Raw genomic sequence first — 17,052 nt, forward strand, 5'->3', positions numbered from 1 at the left:
TTTAGCTGTTTTATAGAGACTTCAGCGTACCTTTTGGTAGCACTGCAGTTACGAAGTCTTTCTTGATTACAACTTCATTGTTTGCGTTTAGCTCAATTGAAATGAAATCGTTGTCTTCAGCAATCTTAGTGATTTTACCCACTAGACCGCCGCTTGTTAGAACTTCATCACCTTTGCCCATAGAAGACATTAGGTTCTTGTGTTCTTTAACACGCTTAGATTGTGGGCGGTAGATCATGAAGTAGAAGATCACCGCGAACATGCCTAGCATGATTAGCATTTCAAAACCGCCGCCTGCTGGTGCGCCTTCTGCTGCTGCGTGAGCTTGAGAAATAAACATTAAAACATCCTCATTATATTTTATTGATAATCCAACAAGTTGGGCTTTCGTAATTTAGATTCAAGTTTGAGAGTGAGTAATAGAGATCACCTTCTCAAAAATAACGTACGTTAGCCTACTTTATTAGCAAAAGCCTCTGGCAACATGCCAAAGGCTTTAATTCTTTTAATCTGTCAATTACTGCTCTTTTGCCAGCGGTGGTACTTCACGACCACGACGCTCATAGAACTCAGTAACGAACTCATCGAAACGATCTTCATCAATCGCCTTACGAATGCTTTCCATCAGGCGCTGGTAGTAGCGCAGGTTGTGGATAGTGTTCAGACGAGCACCTAGGATTTCGTTACAACGCTCTAGGTGGTGAAGGTACGATTTGCTGTAGTGCTGACAAGTGTAACAGTCACAATGCGGATCTAGCGGAGTTGTATCCGTTTTATGTTTCGCATTACGGATCTTGATCACACCACCAGTCACAAACAGGTGACCATTACGCGCGTTACGCGTTGGCATTACACAGTCAAACATGTCGATACCACGACGAACACCTTCAACCAAATCTTCCGGTTTGCCTACACCCATTAGGTAACGAGGCTTGTCTTCTGGAAGCTGTGGGCATGTGTGCTCAAGAATACGGTGCATGTCTTCTTTCGGTTCGCCTACTGCAAGACCACCAACTGCATAACCATCAAAGCCGATTTCTGTCAGACCTTTGATAGACACATCACGTAGATCTTCGTAAACACCACCTTGAACGATACCAAATAGGTTGTTCGGGTTTTCTAGCTTATCGAAGTGATCACGTGAGCGTTGTGCCCATCGTAGTGACATTTCCATCGATTTTTTCGCTTCGTTGTGTGTCGCTGGGTATGGCGTACACTCGTCGAAGATCATTACGATGTCAGAACCAAGGTCTTTTTGGATTTCCATCGACTTTTCAGCGTCCATGAAAATCTTGTCGCCGTTTACAGGGCTACGGAAGTGAACACCTTTCTCAGTGATCTTACGCATTTTGCCTAGGCTGAATACTTGGAAACCGCCTGAATCGGTAAGAATAGGACCGTGCCAGTTCATGAAATCGTGCAGGTCACCGTGCATTTTCATCACTTCTTGACCTGGACGTAGCCATAGGTGGAAAGTGTTACCTAGCAAGATTTCTGCGCCAGTACCTTTCACTTCTTCTGGTGTCATGCCTTTAACAGTACCGTAAGTACCTACTGGCATGAACGCAGGAGTTTGAACAGTGCCACGTTCGAAGGTCAGTTGACCACGACGCGCATTGCCGTTTTTCTTCTTAAGATCGAATTTTAATTTCACGATGCCTCCGGGTGTCAGAGAAACAGTCTGACTATGTATCCAGGGTGGTAAACCCTATTTTAAGGAGCGGTCGCTTTTCCGTGCGAGAGACAAAGCAGAGATTCCGCTTTATTTCCTAGCTTACTGCTAGCACTCGTAAATCGTTAGTTTTCTCCCCCTCCTAGCCTCCCTCTTTTTTGAGAGGAGGGCTAGAGAGGGGGTAAAACATTATGCGGTCTTCTTTTTAATAAACATTGAATCACCGTACGAGAAGAAGCGGTATTTGTTTTCCACCGCGTGCTTGTAAGCATTCATGGTGTTCTCGTAACCTGCAAACGCACTTACCAACATAATCAGTGTTGATTCAGGTAAGTGGAAGTTGGTGATCAAGCAATCCACCAGCTGATACTCGTAACCAGGGTAGATAAAGATTTCAGTATCGCCAAAGAATGGAACCAGTTCTGTGCCTTTCTTTAGCGCGTCTTGCGCTGCACTTTCTAGTGAGCGAACAGACGTTGTACCTACAGCGATGATGCGACCACCGCGCGCCTTAGTTGCGTTAATCGCATCCACTACGTCTTGTGGTACTTCAACGTATTCTGCGTGCATGTGGTGATCGTTGATATCATCCACTTTAACTGGTTGGAACGTACCTGCACCTACGTGCAGAGTGACGTACGCAAACTCAGCACCTTTCGCTTTGATTTTCTCAAGTAGAACATCATCAAAGTGAAGGCCCGCCGTTGGTGCTGCAACCGCACCTGGCTTTTGGTTATAAACCGTTTGGTAACGCTCTTTATCCGCGTCTTCATCTGGTCGGTCGATGTATGGAGGAAGTGGCATGTGACCAATTTCTTCCAGAATCTCGAGTACCGTCTTATCAGAATTAAATTTCAGTTCAAACAGTGCGTCGTGACGAGCGACCATTTGCGCTGAGTATTCATCGTTTTCACCAACCAAGATCGTTGTGCCTGGTTTTGGCGATTTAGAACAACGAACGTGTGCCAGAATGCTTTTCTCGTCGAGCATGCGCTCCACCAGCACTTCTAGCTTACCGCCTGATTCTTTACGACCAAACAAACGCGCAGGAATAACGCGAGTATTGTTGAAAACCACTAGGTCACCGGCTTGAACTTGCTCCAGCACATCGGTAAACGTGCCATCAATAAGTTCACCAGTATTGCCGTCCATTTGCAGCAGTCGGCTAGCGGTACGCTCTGGTTGAGGGTAGCGAGCGATGAGTTCATCTGGAAGGTCGAAATGGAAATCTGATACTTGCATGTTACTTGTCTTATCTATTGGTCAAATCACGTCAAAGACGACGATAAAATTGCGACGAGTTTTTCGCAGCAGACTAGTATATGTTTACATGCTGCAATAGCAAGCAAATCCCCTTCGATTGACTGTAAAAGCTTTCACTAAGAGTGTAATAAAACGTGAAAAGCGCTGAATCGATACATATAAGAAAAGTAGCGGAGTTTAATGTCCAAATTTGTGCAACGCATTCAACTCGGTCAGTCAGAAATATAGCCAAAGCTAACTCAACGCTCTCTTGCCCTCCGCTAAAAACAAACTCATCAATAGCAAGTACCATAGACTATAGTGAAGGGGAGCATTTGCTCTTTGAACATTTATTGAGGTAAGTATGAAGATGTTAACTATGGCGTTAAGTGCTGCCGTACTCGTGTTTTCTTCCGGTACACTCGCAAACTCTAACCACCAGAAAATCACTGCGATGCAACAAGCGTGTGACTTAAAGCAGGTCCCTCGTTTATGTGCGGTCAACCTTCCTGATAAAAGCTATATCGGCCGATGTGTAGACGCGAAAGCTTATGGTCTTATCTGTGTGCATTTTAAGCAACGTTAAGAGTAACCAAAGCTAAGGTTTTAACGCCTTAGCTTTGGTTATTTATGATAGCGCTTACATCCTCAACTCCCCAAAATGAGTAGCTGGAATTATGGAAAACACCAGTTCATTTTCACCTCTGATTGATCTCCATCTAATCGTTTTATTTTATTAGTGAAAAACGAGTTAGCTCCCAGATATACAGCAAAATATTCTCTATATTTAAGAGAAGGACAATGCCGCTGGAGGTCTCTATGATCAAGGTTGAAGACATGATGACTCGCAACCCTCATACCTTGCTGCGTGAGCACACATTACGTGACGCAAAAAGCATGATGGAAGCGCTTGATATTCGACATATTCCGGTTGTTGATGCCAATAAACACCTAAAAGGCTTGGTGACTCAACGCGATATTCTTGCCGCACAAGAATCCTGCTTGCACCCAGATGAGGCTGAACAATCTTTTACCCTCGACACGCCGCTTTACCAAATGATGCACACCAACATCATGACCGCTGAACCAAGAGCTGGTTTAAAGGAAAGCGCAATCTATATGCAAAAGCACAAAGTCGGCTGTTTGCCAGTGGTCAATAAAGGTCACTTGGTGGGCATCATCACCGATACAGACTTTGTAACCATTGCGATTAACTTGTTAGAGCTGCAAGAAGAAACAGAACCAGAAGAAATCGAAGCAGAGTAATAAGCAACGAAACGTTAGTTGCCCAGATTACAGGCAAAAAAAAGAGCGGCTCAATTGCCGCTCAAAGATGTCATTACTAACGTAGTAATTGTGGACTCTATGCTGATTAGAATTGGTCTTCTTCAGTAGAACCTGTCAGTGCTGTCACTGATGAGTTACCACCTTGGATTGTATTGGTCATTCTATCGAAGTAACCCGTACCAACCTCTTGTTGGTGCGCTACGAACGTGTAGCCTTTTTCTGCCGCTTCAAACTCAGGACGCTGAACTTTCTCAACGTAATGACGCATGCCTTCGCCTTGTGCGTAAGCGTGTGCCAGTTCGAACATGTTGAACCACATGTTGTGAATACCAGCTAGCGTGATGAACTGGTACTTGTAGCCCATGTTAGCCAGCTCTTGTTGGAACTTAGCAATGGTTTCTGCGTCTAGGTTCTTCTCCCAGTTGAATGAAGGCGAACAGTTGTATGCCAACAGTTGGTCTGGGTACTCTGCATGAATCGCTTCTGCAAACTTGCGTGCTTCTTCTAGACAAGGCGTTGCTGTCTCACACCAGATTAGATCCGCATATGGCGCGTAAGCTAGACCACGAGAGATAGCTTGGTCGATACCAGCACGTACACGGTAGAAACCTTCTTGAGTACGCTCACCTTCGATGAAGTCTTTATCGTATGGGTCACAGTCAGATGTTAGTAGGTCTGCTGCGTTTGCATCGGTACGTGCGATTACTAGTGTTGTCGTGCCAGCAACGTCTGCTGCTAGGCGAGCGGCTACCAGTTTTTGCACTGCTTCTTGAGTTGGAACCAGTACTTTACCGCCCATGTGACCACACTTCTTCACGGATGCCAGTTGGTCTTCAAAGTGAACACCTGCCGCACCTGCGTCGATCATCGATTTCATTAGCTCGTAGGCGTTCAGTACGCCACCAAAGCCTGCTTCCGCATCCGCTACGATTGGTAGGAAGTAATCAATACCGCCTTCGTCTTCTGGTGACTTGCCTGCTGACCACTGAATTTGGTCTGCACGACGGAATGAGTTATTGATGCGTTTTACTACCGACGGCACAGAATCTACTGGGTACAGAGATTGGTCTGGGTACATCGTCGAAGCCGTATTGTTGTCCGCCGCTACCTGCCAACCTGATAGGTAAATAGCTTCAATACCTGCTTTTGCTTGCTGTACGGCTTGACCACCCGTCAGTGCACCAAGACAGTTTACGTAACCTTTCTTTGAACTACCGTTGACCAGTGACCAAAGTTTGTCAGCACCACGTTGTGCGATTGTGTTCGCAGGCACCATAGAGCCACGCAGTTCTACCACTTCTTCTGCTGTGTAAGTACGCTTTACGTTTTTCCAGCGTGGGTTGGTTGCCCAATCTTTTTCCAGAGCTTCAATTTGTTGGCGGCGAGTTAAGTTAGTCATTGGTCTATCCCTCTTATAATGTGCACTTGTGCATGTGCGTTGAGTTTTCCGTTCTCAGGCAGTACATCCTTATCTGCCTCGAATCCTTCACGTATTGGTTAAATAAATTAGTGTTCTAAATCTTTGGGTTAATCCAAGTAGTCGTAACCTGGAATGGTTAAAAAGTTGGTCAGTTCATCACTCGTGGTGAGCCTTGCCATCAAGTCTGCCGCTTCTTCAAATCGACCTGCTTGGTAACGCTGCTCACCAATTTCTTGCTTCACGACTTCAATCTCTTCTTTCAGATAGAGTTCGAACAGCTCTTTAGTGACCTTCAATCCGTTGTCGAGCGACTTGCCGTGTTGAATCCATTGCCAGATAGAAGCACGGGAGATTTCTGCCGTTGCTGCGTCTTCCATCAGTCCGTAAATCGGCACACAACCGTTGCCAGAGATCCAAGCTTCAATGTATTGCAACGCAACGCGGATGTTATGACGCATACCCTCTTCTGAGCGTTCACCCTCGCACGGTTCAAGTAACTCTGCGGCGGTGATTGGTGCGTCTTCTGAGCGGCTCACATCCAATTGGTTGGTGCGCTGCCCCAGTGTGGCACTGAACACTTCCATTGCGGTGTCTGCCAACCCCGGATGAGCAACCCAAGTACCGTCATGACCATTGTTAGCTTCTAGCGATTTATCGTTGTGGATCTTATCCAGTACTTTTTGGTTTTCTTGTGGGTCTTTAGCCGGAATAAAGGCTGCCATGCCGCCCATCGCAAATGCGCCACGTTTGTGACAAGTACGCACCAATAATCTTGAGTAAGCGTTGAGGAATGGCTTGTCCATGGTCACCACTTGGCGATCCGGAAGTACGCGATCTGGGTGGTTTTTCAGTGTTTTGATGTAGCTAAAGATGTAATCCCAGCGACCACAGTTCAAACCAACGATGTGCTCTTTCAGAGAGAACAGAATCTCATCCATTTCGAATACGGCTGGTAAGGTTTCAATCAGTACAGTCGCTTTGATGGTGCCAGTATCCAAACCGAAATACTCTTCGGTGAAATGGAACACTTCGCTCCACCACTTCGCTTCATGATGCGATTGCAGTTTTGGAATGTAGAAGTAAGGACCGCTTCCCTTTTTCAGTAGCGCTTTGTAGTTGTTGTAGAAGTACAGAGCGAAATCAAATAGCGCACCTGGAATGATCTGACCGTGCCACGTTACGTGTTTTTCTTTTAAATGCAGTCCGCGAACACGGCAGATCAACACCGCTGGGTCTTCTGCCAGCTGATAGTGTTTGTCATTGCCAGGGTTGGTGTAGCTGATAGTGCCATTAACAGCATCGTGCAGGTTGATTTGACCATCCAGAACTTTACTCCACGCAGGGGACATCGAATCTTCGAAGTCTGCCATGAACACTTTTACATTCGCATTCAGTGCGTTAATCACCATCTTGCGATCAGTCGGTCCTGTAATCTCCACTCGGCGATCTTGCAGATCTTGCGGAATTCCAAGGATCTTCCAACTTCCTTCACGAATGTCTTGTGTCTCTGGTAGAAAGTCTGGCAGTTCACCAGCGTCGATACGTGCTTGCTTCTCTTCTCGTGCTTCCAACAACTGTTCAACACGTCCGGCAAATTTTTCACACAATAGAGATAAAAAGGTTTGGGCTTCAACAGGGAAAATTGCTTGATGTTCAGGAGCAACGACTCCATTCACCTCAAGCATGCCTTGGGTTTGCTTTAGTTGTTGTGTTTTTTGTTCTGTCTGAGCAAGCATAATCATTCATCCTTAACGTGCTTTATCCATCTTGGGCAGTCAGCCTAAAGCTACATTTGTAAGTTATGAACAACAAATTACATCCTTCGATTTGGTGTTCACTTCGCTTCGTTGTGTCTATACATTGCGCAACCTGAATTGCTTTTTCAATCTAGACATAAGTCTTACAAGCCTTTAATTAAGCTAACCCAACAAAGGTTTAAGCGAAACCCCTCAAGTAAACAAAACGTTAAATTCAAAGTTTTATTCGGTATCAAACAAGTGTTTGATTTTTGAGTCCAATTTGTAAGTTATTACGTAATTAAATTACATAAATTTTACAGGTTATTTTTGAATTCAAACAAGCGTATGAATAGTGAGGCAGGAGAAAAATCCTTGTATTCACAAGGGCTAGGAAGAGGAAATTAAACACGACTTAAACGCGTTACACAGGCAGTTGTGTAAAATTAACATTGTGAAATTTCACTATTTTATGAAAGCTTCATGAAAGTTCATCTGTAAAATTTTACAAGTCAAAGTTCACGCGCAGAATAAAATGCTAAAAAGCACACTATTTCTAGTGCGCTTTTTGATATTAGATCGGGAGTAGCAGGCTAATACTAATAGCTAAAGCAGTTCAGAGACGACTTCTGCCAATTGATTGAAAGTGTTTGATCGTGACGAGCTCGGACGCCAAACCAAACCAATATCGCGATACGCTTGCTGACCAGGAGGGTCGATCACCACCAAGTTCTGGTTGTGTAGCAAACCATGATCAATCGCCATTTGCGGAATGAACGTGGTGCCCAGACCATTCGCCACCATTTGCACCAATGTATGAAGACTGGTTGCGGTGAATGGGTTGATCTTCTCTTTGTCAGTTAGCTTACATGCTGAAACCGCGTGCTCTGTAAGACAGTGCTCTTTCTCTAATAAGAAGACAGATTCATCTGGCAAGTCAGCATAACGGATCGGCACAGGTACGGAATCCGCTTGATTGGCGCTGATCACCATGCGGAATGGGTCTTGCCCCACCACTCGACTTTCCATTCCCTCTATTTCTACTGGTAGAGCTAGAATCAATACGTCCAACTCACCATGGCGAAGTGCTTGTAGCAAGTTAGTCGTCGTATCTTCTCTTAATAGAAGGTTTAATTGAGGGAAGCGGTAGTTCACCTCTTGGACAAGGTCGCACAATAAGAAAGGAGCAATGGTCGGAATACAGCCTACTTTAAGCTGCCCTTCCATATCATCGCCTTGGCATAAACGTCCCAACTCAACAAGATCTTGCCCTTTAGCGAGAAGTTCTCGACCATGCTGCACCACCATCTCACCAGCTTGGGTGAAAACCAATGGGCTTTTTTTATCTTTCTTTTCGTAAAGCGGACAACCAATCAATTCTTCAAGGTTTTGGATGCCTTTACTTAAAGTAGATTGACTGACAAAACAACGCTCAGCAGCATCACTAAAATGTCGAGTTTCGTGCAGAGTGACCAAATAGTGTAACTGCTTCAAGCTAGGCCATTTATTCATAATTCTATTTGTATCTATTGCTGTTCCAGTGATCGAGATAATAGTTTCGGTGTTATCGCTTTTTTCGATGAACTCAATCTATTTATTTCGCTTTTTTCAATACTACAATCTGTACTATAGTTTGTCTCGCACAAACACGGACCAAACCTAAATAACTGAATGTAGGTTTGGAGCAAACCAAAATTTTTAGGAGCAAAAAAATGGTACTAGTAGGTCGTCAAGCCCCTGACTTTACTGCAGCAGCTGTTCTAGGTAACGGCGAAATCGTTGAAAACTTCAACTTTGCAGAATTCACTAAAGGTAAGAAAGCAGTAGTATTCTTCTACCCACTAGATTTCACTTTCGTTTGCCCATCTGAGCTAATCGCATTCGACAACCGCCTAGCTGATTTCCAAGCTAAAGGTGTTGAAGTAATCGGTGTTTCTATCGATTCTCAGTTCTCTCACAACGCATGGCGTAACACTGCTATCGAAGATGGCGGTATCGGTCAAGTTAAATACCCTCTAGTTGCTGACGTTAAGCACGAAATCTGTAAAGCGTACGATGTAGAGCACCCAGAAGCAGGCGTTGCTTTCCGTGGTTCTTTCCTAATCGACGAAGACGGTCTTGTACGTCACCAAGTAGTTAACGATCTACCACTAGGTCGTAACATCGACGAAATGCTACGCATGGTTGATGCACTAAACTTCCACCAGAAGCACGGCGAAGTATGTCCTGCACAATGGGAAGAAGGTAAAGCAGGTATGGACGCATCTCCAAAAGGTGTTGCAGCGTTCCTATCTGAGCACGCAGACGACCTAAGCAAGTAATGGACACTGCCGCCCAAGCTCAATGGGTGTGTTGGTTGGATGTATATATAAAGCAAAAAGCTATAGCGGAAAAACCGCAAACGCCAATCAGTCTAAGTAAAGTCATAAAAAAGCCCAGAGTTCGCTCTGGGCTTTCTTTTTATCTGCACTTTGGAAAAGCAAAAGAGGTAAGCATCACGTAAAAAGTTTACCTCTATTTCCCTCGGTCTTAGTACAGATTCTCCCCTTTCGTCCTGCTAGTATTTGCTGTAATTACAATAATTCAGGACAACCTCGTGAACACTCAACTTGAAGTCTGTATTGATAACATTGAATCTCTCCACAACGCGATTGCCGGTGGTGCAACCCGCATCGAACTCTGCTCTTCACTTGCTTTGGGTGGCTTAACGCCAAGCTATGGCTTTATGCAGCAAGCCGCTAAACACTCTACTATTCCGGTTTACGCGATGATTCGCCCTCGCCAAGGTGACTTCTTCTACAGTGAGGAAGAAATCGAAATGATGCGTTGGGATATTGAAGCCGCTAAACAAGCTGGCTTGAATGGTGTCGTGCTCGGCGTGCTCACTCAAAACGGTGACATTCATATGCCGTACGCAACTGCACTATGTGAATTTGCTCAAGCGCTTGGCTTAGGCGTGACTTTTCATCGTGCCTTTGACCAGTGTCGTGACGCTGAAAAAGCGTTAGAAGAAGTGATCACTTTAGGCTGTGAGCGTATTTTGACTTCCGGCCTTGCGCCTTCTGCACCGCAAGGGATCGATGTGCTTAAAGCCTTAGTTGAGCAAGCACAAGGACGCATTGCGATCATGGCAGGCGCCGGTGTGAACTCGGACAATGTTGGCCAGATCGTTGAGCAAGCCAAAGTCACCGAAGTGCATTTATCGGGCAAGACAACTCGCCCTAGTCACATGACCTTTATTGCCGAGCAAAGCAAAATGGGCGCTGCCGATGTGGATGATTTTTCGATTCCAGTCACCAACACCGATGCTATCGCGAACATGGTAACAGCTCTCAATTAAGCGCTTTCAAATCCCGTCTTTAGTTATTGAGTGCTAACATATTGATAACTAAGGACGGGAGGAAACATGGCGAAACTAAAGAAAAAGGAATACGAAGAAGCACTAGAACAGCTGCAAATTGAGTTGGTTAAGCTCCAAGAGTGGGTCAAACACAAAGGGCTTAAAGTCGTGGTACTGTTTGAAGGACGCGACGCCGCTGGCAAAGGTGGCACCATCAAGCGCATCACTGAAAAACTTAACCCTCGTGTCTGCCGTATCGCAGCCCTTCCCGCCCCAACAGAAAAAGAAAAAACACAATGGTACTTCCAGCGCTATGTAGCACACCTGCCTGCTGCTGGGGAAATCGTGCTGTTTGACCGCAGTTGGTACAACCGTGCTGGCGTAGAGAAAGTCATGGGCTTTTGTACCCCAGATCAATATGAAGAGTTTCTCCGCTCTTGCCCGGAGTTTGAACGCATGTTGCAACGCTCTGGCATCATCTTAATTAAGTACTGGTTTTCGGTCTCCGATGAAGAGCAAGAAAAGCGTTTTCTAGAACGTATCAATACCCCAATCAAACGCTGGAAGTTCAGCCCGATGGATTTGGAATCGCGCAATCGCTGGGCAGAATATTCAGAGGCAAAAGACAAAATGTTTGCTTACACAGACACCAAACACTGTCCTTGGTGGGTAGTGCCTTCTGATGATAAAAAGAAAGCACGTTTGAATTGTATCAGCCACTTGCTCAGCCAAGTAGAATACGAAGAGCTCGAACATCCGGTGATTGAACTGCCAGAACTGAACAAAGAAGGGTATGTTCGTGCACCTATCGACGATCAAACCTTCGTACCCGATAAATATTAGAGATGTACCATGGCGAAAGACCTGTTTCACACCCTTGACCTGAATCTGCTCAAGACCTTTATGATTTTGATGCAAGAGAAAAACATGCGTAAAGCCTCTCAGCGCTTGTTCGTCTCACAGCCCGCCATCAGTCAAGCGCTACAAAAGCTACGTAATCACTTCGATGACGAGCTGTTTGTGAAAGTAAAAACAGGTCTTGAACCGACACCGTTCGCCGAATCTCTCGCCAACGATATTACGCCGCACCTCGATGGTTTAGCTGCCGCAGTTAACCGCTCTCATCAGTTTGATCCTGCCGAAGTGGACAACAAAATTCGAATTGCACTGGCACCAATCACAATGACTTGCTTGCCCGGTTTCCTCTTCGAACAAATGAGAGCGTTGGCCCCTAACGCTCAACTTGAATTAGTTGGTTGGTCGAACAGTACGGTTGATGAGATCTTGAAAGGTGAAACACTGATGGGAGTAAATTACGAGTTACTTCTAACCAACAAAGAGATCTACACGCCGAAGCTACTGGATTTGAAAGGGCGTATTTTTGTCCGTGAAGATCACCCGATCACCAAACCTCATGTTGAACCTCATGATCTTGGCGGATACCCAATCGCTTCTTTGATTTCCCCAGGGTGGAACGACAAGTTCAGTTACGCGTCCGAGCTTCTTACCGAAATGGGCGTTGAACACAGCATTGGCTTTCGCTCAGAAATGGTCTCTGCAATACTTGATGTCGTCAAACACACCGACATGTATTTACCTCACTCCAATTTACTTCCGGTTGAGCAATTTCCGGGATTAAGAGCCGTTGATGTCACGATTGATGGTCAACCACAAATGAAGTCTATTCACGCTCATATGCATGTGAGAAACCGCAATAATCCACTCGTCAGTTGGCTCGTTGGCCTTATCCAACAAGGTTTAACAATACAAGCTAACAAGCCTTAACCTGATAAGAAATTGTTATCATCAAAATAATTAGACCTACTTAGTCATAAAAAATACTTCTCAATAAGATAGCCCTGCTTCAAAGGGAATTTAGAAAGAGCGATTGCTTACAGTAAGGATGCTGTTCCTCGTTTACTTATTGAGAGTTCAGACATGACAAATAAACTTGTAAAGCTTACTGCTGCTAGTGCCCTTCTTGCTTCTTTCAGCTCATTCGCAGGCCACATTCCAGATCGCCCAAACCCAGGCACTCCAACCAACCCAATTCAAGGGGTACCAGAGCAACCGGTTTTGCCTGAAGTTGATAACGGTGTTCCTGGTGTGCCAGATCGTCCACGCCCAGATTTATCGCCAACACCACCAATTGAAGCGGCACCTGAACATCCAACGCTTCCAGAAGTAGATAATGGCGTACCTCATGTTCCAGACCGCCCAATGCCACAACTGCCATCAAACCCTATCGAAAATAATCCGACGGATGATCGTCTTAACCATTTAGAAGGCTTAGCAGCAGAATACGATTACCGCCTAAACCAACAAGCAGAACAAATGGATGGTATTCGCGCAAGTCTACATGCTGTCACCAACGCTCGTCCTTATGCGACTCATGGCGAACTGGCCATCGGTGCAGGTGTTGGCTTCTCAGGTAGCAAAGAAGCGGTCGCGGTTGGCGGTGCTTACGGCCTAACAGACCAAGTTAGTTTATCAGGTACCTTCCACTACGAATCATCAGGCAAATATTCTTCATCTGACGTTGCTGGCGGCGTTGGTGTCCAAATCAGCTTTAAGTAAGCACACGTTCATTCAGTAAGTCCATTTGCCAAGGAAGGCATCTTTTTAGGTAGAACTATGAAACGCCCCCTTTCTCTTATTGCCCTAATTATCGCACCGCTTTCAGCCCAAGCCTCTGGTGTATTTATTTCTCCAGAAGTGAAAGTTGGCTCGTTTCGTGGCGCTGGTATTCAATTTGGAACGAATGATATTGCAGGCTTTGATGCACTCTATTTTGATTACTCTCGAGTGACCTACACCGGTGGAAACTTTGATGAAACCATCGATGCCTATCGCGTTGGTTTTCAACACATGTTTGATCACCAGCCACAAATGGGCTTTCAAGCTAGCCTTGGTATAGCCAGTTATGATGGGACTTACAAAGAAGAAAGAAGAGATACGACAGGACTGAGCATCGGTGGTGCTTATGTGTATCAGGTGAATCCGATTCTCTCAGTCAGGGCAGGAGCGGATTTGGATATCTTTAAAGACGACAAAACCCACACGTTTACCGATACGGCAATTAATTTCTCTGTGGGTTTTGGTCTGCGGTTATAAGGTTATTTCAGCACGTCATCGATGCTTTGATCACCTAGGTGGCGTACATCTTTCCCTTTCACGAAGTAGATAATGTATTCACAGATGTTCTGGCAACGGTCACCTACACGTTCAATGGCACGTGCAGACCACATCACTTGCAGAATGTGTGGAATGTTTTTCGGATCTTCCATCATGTAAGTCATCAGCTGACGAATCACCGCTTCGTATTCCGCATCCAACTTATCATCAAGCTTGTGCACTTCTGCAGCGGCTTCTACATCCATACGCGCAAAGGCATCGAGCACTTGGTGAAGCATTTGGATTGCTTGACGGCATAAAGGCTCTAACGAGACTTGGAATTGGCGCTCTTTCGATGATGGGCTTTCAATCGCCACGTAGGCAATACGCGTTGCAACATCACCAATGCGCTCAAGATCTGTGATGGTCTTAATGATAGCCATGATCAAACGTAAGTCTTTTGCCGTAGGCTGACGCTTGGCAATAATGCGAGTACAAGCGTCATCAATCGACACTTCCATCGCATTAACTTTGTGATCATCACGCACAACTTTACGCGCCAGCTCGATGTCTTCTTTATGCAAGGCTTGAATAGCATACGACAACTGCTGTTCTACCAAGCCTCCCATGGTAAGTACATGGGTACGAATCGATTCTAGCTCTACGTTAAATTGTCCTGAGATGTGACGTCCAAAGTGCATGGCTTTCCTTTTAATCCTTGAAAGGTCGCGGCTTAACCGTAACGACCAGTAATGTAATCTTCGGTTTGTTTCTTCATTGGAGAGGTGAAGATCGAATCCGCATCCGAGTATTCAATCAACTTACCCATATGAATGAACGCAGTGTGGTCACTGACGCGCGCCGCTTGTTGCATGTTATGGGTAACGATAACCACAGTATATTGAGTCTTGAGCTCGTTGATAAGCTCTTCAATAGTTAAAGTTGAGATTGGATCCAAAGCCGACGTTGGTTCATCCAATAATAGTACTTCTGGCTCAATCGCGACGGCGCGAGCAATCACTAAACGTTGTTGCTGACCGCCAGAAAGTCCAAATGCATTTTCATGTAGACGATCTTTTACTTCGTCCCATAATGCCGCAGAACGCAGTGAACGCTCGACCGCATCGTCCAACATGCGACTGTTCTTCACACCTTGTAAACGAAGACCGTAAACCACGTTTTCGTAAATCGACTTAGGGAATGGGTTTGGGCGCTGGAATACCATGCCTACTCGGCGACGCAGCGTGGCAACATCCACACTTGGGTTATACACATTCTTACCGTGCAAACGTACTTTTCCTGTCACCTTACAACCTTCGACTAAATCGTTCATTCGGTTGATACAGCGCAGCAATGTGGATTTACCACAGCCGGACGGTCCGATGAATGCGGTTACGCGCCCCTTTGGAATACGCATGGAAATGTCGTGCAGCGCCTGAGCCTGACCATAGAAAAGATTAAGGTTCTCAATCGAGATAGCCGTTTGTTCATCCGTCAGGTTGTGCACATCCAATGGCGGCTCATAACCTAATGTATTATCAAAGTTAAACATGCTTAATCTTGTCCTAAAGTTCGGTATTTCTCTCGCAGATTATTACGAATACTGATTGCTGTTAAGTTTAGTCCGACAATAACCGTCACGAGTAAGAAGGAAGTCGCGTAAACCAACGGACGCGCAGCTTCGATATTCGAGGTCTGGAATCCAACATCGTAAATGTGGAAGCCTAAGTGCATGAACTTTCTATCCAAATGCACATAAGGGAATTGCCCATCCACCGGCAAGCTCGAAGCTAATTTCACGACCCCCACCAGCATCAATGGTGCTACCTCACCCGCAGCGCGAGCAATCGCAAGAATCAAACCAGTGATTATCGCAGGGGTTGCCATAGGCAAAACCACACGCCACAAGGTCTCAAACTGTGTTGCACCCAAGGCTAACGAGCCATGACGAACTGAACTCGGAATACGGGTTAAACCTTCTTCTGTGGTGACAATTACTACTGGTAGAGTCAAGACCGCTAGCGTCAATGCTGACCACAACAGACCCGGCGTACCAAAGGTTGGAGCGGGTAATCTCTCAGCGTAAAACAGGTTATCGATAGAGGCACCAATGGTGTAAACAAAAAAGCCCAAACCAAATACGCCGTAAACAATAGAAGGAACACCGGCAAGGTTAATCACCGCAATACGGATCACTCGAGTTAGGGCATTGTTTTTAGCGTATTCATGCAAATAAATCGCCGCAACCACACCCAATGGCATCACGATGATCGACATGATGATAACCAAAAAAACCGTACCGAAAATCGCGGGGAAAACACCACCTTCTGAGTTCGATTCACGAGGGTCTTCGGATAAGAACTTCCAAACCTGTTTCCCCCAATGGGTAACTTTTTCAGGTAGTGACATTTGGTTTGGATACCAGTAGTCCAAAATGTCTTCTAATGGAATCGAAACTTGAGTCCCAGTCATATCTTCGACAATCAGCGCATAATCAGAGAAGCCCAAGCGCAGCCCGTCAAGTTGCATGTCTAGCTTGGCTAACTCAGCTTCAATTTCTGCCTTACGCTTGCTGTTGTTTGCTAAAAGTTCTTCAGTGATGGTGTCGTTAAGCTCATGCTTACGTTTGTCTAAACGAAGCTGCTCCAATTGCCATCCCAAGTCTTTTACTTGGTCATCCACCAGCATGTCGATTTCATGATGCAAGGTTTCGGCATCTTCGAGTTTTTGATCCAAAAGCTTTTGAATGTTGTTTTCGTAACGCGTTTTACCATCTTGGAAGGCAACAAACTTACCGAAGAAGTAGCCACCGCTACTGCGTTCAATCACTGCCCATTCGCCCGGCGTCGTTGGGTCATCCAACTGCATTCTCAACACAGAAATAAAGTCTGCTGGGTACAATTCACGGTTGGCAATTTTGATATTTAGGCGCGTCGCAAACTCTTCGTCTTCTGCTAGTTTATCTGCTGCTTCTTTTGGCAGGTAACTTCTTGGCACGAAGCTGCGTTCGTACACCTGACCAACCAGAATCGAGTTTTCATGCAGCACTTCGCCCTGCACCGGTGTCAGTGCAGCAACATTCCATTGATAAAGTGGCGCAGGCCAGAAGTAAGTAAGCCCCTTCCAGCCAATCAATAGCAATAACCCGAGGACAGAAAGCAGACTGATGCTTACCGCTCCCCCAGTTAACCAAATCCAAGGTGCGCCAGAACGAATCCAATTTAACACGCTATTACTCGCT

16 protein-coding genes and 2 pseudogenes are annotated in these 17,052 nt (G+C 45.6%); 8 read left to right on the top strand and 10 right to left on the bottom strand.

The features are described from left to right. Positions 1–10: 10 nt before the first annotated feature. The 3 genes from yajC to queA all read right to left on the bottom strand — a co-directional run bounded on the left by yajC (position 11) and on the right by queA (position 2,914). Positions 11–340 (bottom strand): preprotein translocase subunit YajC, encoded by a 330-nt coding sequence (yajC, locus tag A9237_RS05415; protein ID WP_005424903.1) that lies wholly within the window; start codon positions 338–340, stop codon positions 11–13. A gap of 177 nt (positions 341–517) precedes the next feature. Next, positions 518–1,654 carry a tRNA guanosine(34) transglycosylase Tgt gene (tgt, locus tag A9237_RS05420; RefSeq protein ID WP_009705571.1) on the bottom strand — a complete coding sequence of 379 codons (1,137 nt, stop codon included), beginning with the start codon at positions 1,652–1,654 and terminating at the stop codon, positions 518–520. A 207-nt stretch (positions 1,655–1,861) separates the two neighbouring features. Then, positions 1,862–2,914, bottom strand: coding sequence for a tRNA preQ1(34) S-adenosylmethionine ribosyltransferase-isomerase QueA (gene queA, locus A9237_RS05425; RefSeq protein WP_078607812.1), 1,053 nt, complete (start codon positions 2,912–2,914; stop codon positions 1,862–1,864). A 364-nt stretch (positions 2,915–3,278) separates the two neighbouring features. On the opposite strand from queA, the gene A9237_RS05435 reads away from it, so the two are divergent. Together A9237_RS05435 and A9237_RS05440 are read left to right on the top strand one after the other, a co-directional pair. Beyond that, positions 3,279–3,500 (top strand): hypothetical protein, encoded by a 222-nt coding sequence (locus A9237_RS05435; RefSeq protein ID WP_032802582.1) that lies wholly within the window; start codon positions 3,279–3,281, stop codon positions 3,498–3,500. A gap of 233 nt (positions 3,501–3,733) precedes the next feature. After that, complete coding sequence (locus A9237_RS05440; protein ID WP_009705566.1) at positions 3,734–4,180, top strand: CBS domain-containing protein; 447 nt, start codon at positions 3,734–3,736, stop codon at positions 4,178–4,180. Positions 4,181–4,286: 106 nt separating this feature from the next. On the opposite strand, the gene aceA is transcribed toward A9237_RS05440, so the two are convergent. From aceA to A9237_RS05455, 3 genes are all read right to left on the bottom strand, one after another. Further along, the gene (gene aceA / locus A9237_RS05445) at positions 4,287–5,600 is read right to left on the bottom strand and encodes an isocitrate lyase (protein ID WP_005440333.1); all 1,314 of its coding nucleotides are present in this window, start codon (positions 5,598–5,600) and stop codon (positions 4,287–4,289) included. A 128-nt stretch (positions 5,601–5,728) separates the two neighbouring features. Next, entirely contained in the window at positions 5,729–7,357 is a 1,629-nt protein-coding gene (gene aceB, locus A9237_RS05450) for a malate synthase A (protein ID WP_078607813.1), read from the bottom strand. A 606-nt stretch (positions 7,358–7,963) separates the two neighbouring features. Then, positions 7,964–8,869 carry a hydrogen peroxide-inducible genes activator gene (locus A9237_RS05455; protein WP_005440336.1) on the bottom strand — a complete coding sequence of 302 codons (906 nt, stop codon included), beginning with the start codon at positions 8,867–8,869 and terminating at the stop codon, positions 7,964–7,966. A gap of 200 nt (positions 8,870–9,069) precedes the next feature. Between A9237_RS05455 and A9237_RS05460 the strand changes: the two genes are divergently transcribed. From A9237_RS05460 to A9237_RS05490, 6 genes are all read left to right on the top strand, one after another. Further along, positions 9,070–9,678, top strand: a complete 609-nt coding sequence (locus A9237_RS05460; protein ID WP_005424820.1) for a peroxiredoxin C — start codon at positions 9,070–9,072, stop codon at positions 9,676–9,678. A 275-nt stretch (positions 9,679–9,953) separates the two neighbouring features. Beyond that, positions 9,954–10,697, top strand: a complete 744-nt coding sequence (locus A9237_RS05470; protein ID WP_078607815.1) for a copper homeostasis protein CutC — start codon at positions 9,954–9,956, stop codon at positions 10,695–10,697. Positions 10,698–10,763: 66 nt separating this feature from the next. Further along, a complete protein-coding gene (ppk2, locus tag A9237_RS05475) occupies positions 10,764–11,540 on the top strand; it encodes a polyphosphate kinase 2 (RefSeq protein ID WP_020194977.1) in 777 nt (258 codons plus the stop codon). A 9-nt stretch (positions 11,541–11,549) separates the two neighbouring features. Further along, positions 11,550–12,482, top strand: a complete 933-nt coding sequence (locus tag A9237_RS05480) for a LysR family transcriptional regulator (RefSeq protein ID WP_045415754.1) — start codon at positions 11,550–11,552, stop codon at positions 12,480–12,482. A 153-nt stretch (positions 12,483–12,635) separates the two neighbouring features. Continuing rightward, positions 12,636–13,274, top strand: coding sequence for a YadA C-terminal domain-containing protein (locus A9237_RS05485; RefSeq protein ID WP_078607816.1), 639 nt, complete (start codon positions 12,636–12,638; stop codon positions 13,272–13,274). A gap of 57 nt (positions 13,275–13,331) precedes the next feature. After that, positions 13,332–13,811 carry a hypothetical protein gene (locus A9237_RS05490; RefSeq protein WP_078607817.1) on the top strand — a complete coding sequence of 160 codons (480 nt, stop codon included), beginning with the start codon at positions 13,332–13,334 and terminating at the stop codon, positions 13,809–13,811. 2 nt (positions 13,812–13,813) lie between these two features. On the opposite strand, the gene phoU is transcribed toward A9237_RS05490, so the two are convergent. The 4 genes and pseudogenes from phoU to A9237_RS27650 form a co-directional block, all read right to left on the bottom strand. Next, complete coding sequence (phoU, locus tag A9237_RS05495; protein ID WP_005440349.1) at positions 13,814–14,512, bottom strand: phosphate signaling complex protein PhoU; 699 nt, start codon at positions 14,510–14,512, stop codon at positions 13,814–13,816. A 32-nt stretch (positions 14,513–14,544) separates the two neighbouring features. Then, positions 14,545–15,363 carry a phosphate ABC transporter ATP-binding protein PstB gene (pstB, locus tag A9237_RS05500; protein ID WP_005424834.1) on the bottom strand — a complete coding sequence of 273 codons (819 nt, stop codon included), beginning with the start codon at positions 15,361–15,363 and terminating at the stop codon, positions 14,545–14,547. 2 nt (positions 15,364–15,365) lie between these two features. Then, positions 15,366–16,298 (bottom strand): annotated as a pseudogene (gene pstA / locus A9237_RS27645) (phosphate ABC transporter permease PstA); the annotation flags it as partial. 509 nt (positions 16,299–16,807) lie between these two features. Then, positions 16,808–17,039 (bottom strand): annotated as a pseudogene (locus A9237_RS27650) (phosphate ABC transporter permease PstA); the annotation flags it as partial. Positions 17,040–17,052: the final 13 nt, after the last annotated feature.

The organism is Vibrio owensii, from assembly GCF_002021755.1.
Taxonomy (GTDB): domain Bacteria; phylum Pseudomonadota; class Gammaproteobacteria; order Enterobacterales; family Vibrionaceae; genus Vibrio; species Vibrio owensii.

What these genes read in the sequence shown, in the direction of transcription:
- yajC (WP_005424903.1), bottom strand. Translation starts at nt 340, where the DNA reads ATGTTTATTTCTCAAGCTCACGCAGCAGCAGAAGGCGCACCAGCAGGC.
- queA (WP_078607812.1), bottom strand. Translation starts at nt 2,914, where the DNA reads ATGCAAGTATCAGATTTCCATTTCGACCTTCCAGATGAACTCATCGCT.
- A9237_RS05435 (WP_032802582.1), top strand. Translation starts at nt 3,279, where the DNA reads ATGAAGATGTTAACTATGGCGTTAAGTGCTGCCGTACTCGTGTTTTCT.
- A9237_RS05440 (WP_009705566.1), top strand. Translation starts at nt 3,734, where the DNA reads ATGATCAAGGTTGAAGACATGATGACTCGCAACCCTCATACCTTGCTG.
- aceA (WP_005440333.1), bottom strand. Translation starts at nt 5,600, where the DNA reads ATGACTAACTTAACTCGCCGCCAACAAATTGAAGCTCTGGAAAAAGAT.
- aceB (WP_078607813.1), bottom strand. Translation starts at nt 7,357, where the DNA reads ATGCTTGCTCAGACAGAACAAAAAACACAACAACTAAAGCAAACCCAA.
- A9237_RS05455 (WP_005440336.1), bottom strand. Translation starts at nt 8,869, where the DNA reads ATGAATAAATGGCCTAGCTTGAAGCAGTTACACTATTTGGTCACTCTG.
- A9237_RS05460 (WP_005424820.1), top strand. Translation starts at nt 9,070, where the DNA reads ATGGTACTAGTAGGTCGTCAAGCCCCTGACTTTACTGCAGCAGCTGTT.
- ppk2 (WP_020194977.1), top strand. Translation starts at nt 10,764, where the DNA reads ATGGCGAAACTAAAGAAAAAGGAATACGAAGAAGCACTAGAACAGCTG.
- A9237_RS05480 (WP_045415754.1), top strand. Translation starts at nt 11,550, where the DNA reads ATGGCGAAAGACCTGTTTCACACCCTTGACCTGAATCTGCTCAAGACC.
- A9237_RS05485 (WP_078607816.1), top strand. Translation starts at nt 12,636, where the DNA reads ATGACAAATAAACTTGTAAAGCTTACTGCTGCTAGTGCCCTTCTTGCT.
- A9237_RS05490 (WP_078607817.1), top strand. Translation starts at nt 13,332, where the DNA reads ATGAAACGCCCCCTTTCTCTTATTGCCCTAATTATCGCACCGCTTTCA.
- phoU (WP_005440349.1), bottom strand. Translation starts at nt 14,512, where the DNA reads ATGCACTTTGGACGTCACATCTCAGGACAATTTAACGTAGAGCTAGAA.
- pstB (WP_005424834.1), bottom strand. Translation starts at nt 15,363, where the DNA reads ATGTTTAACTTTGATAATACATTAGGTTATGAGCCGCCATTGGATGTG.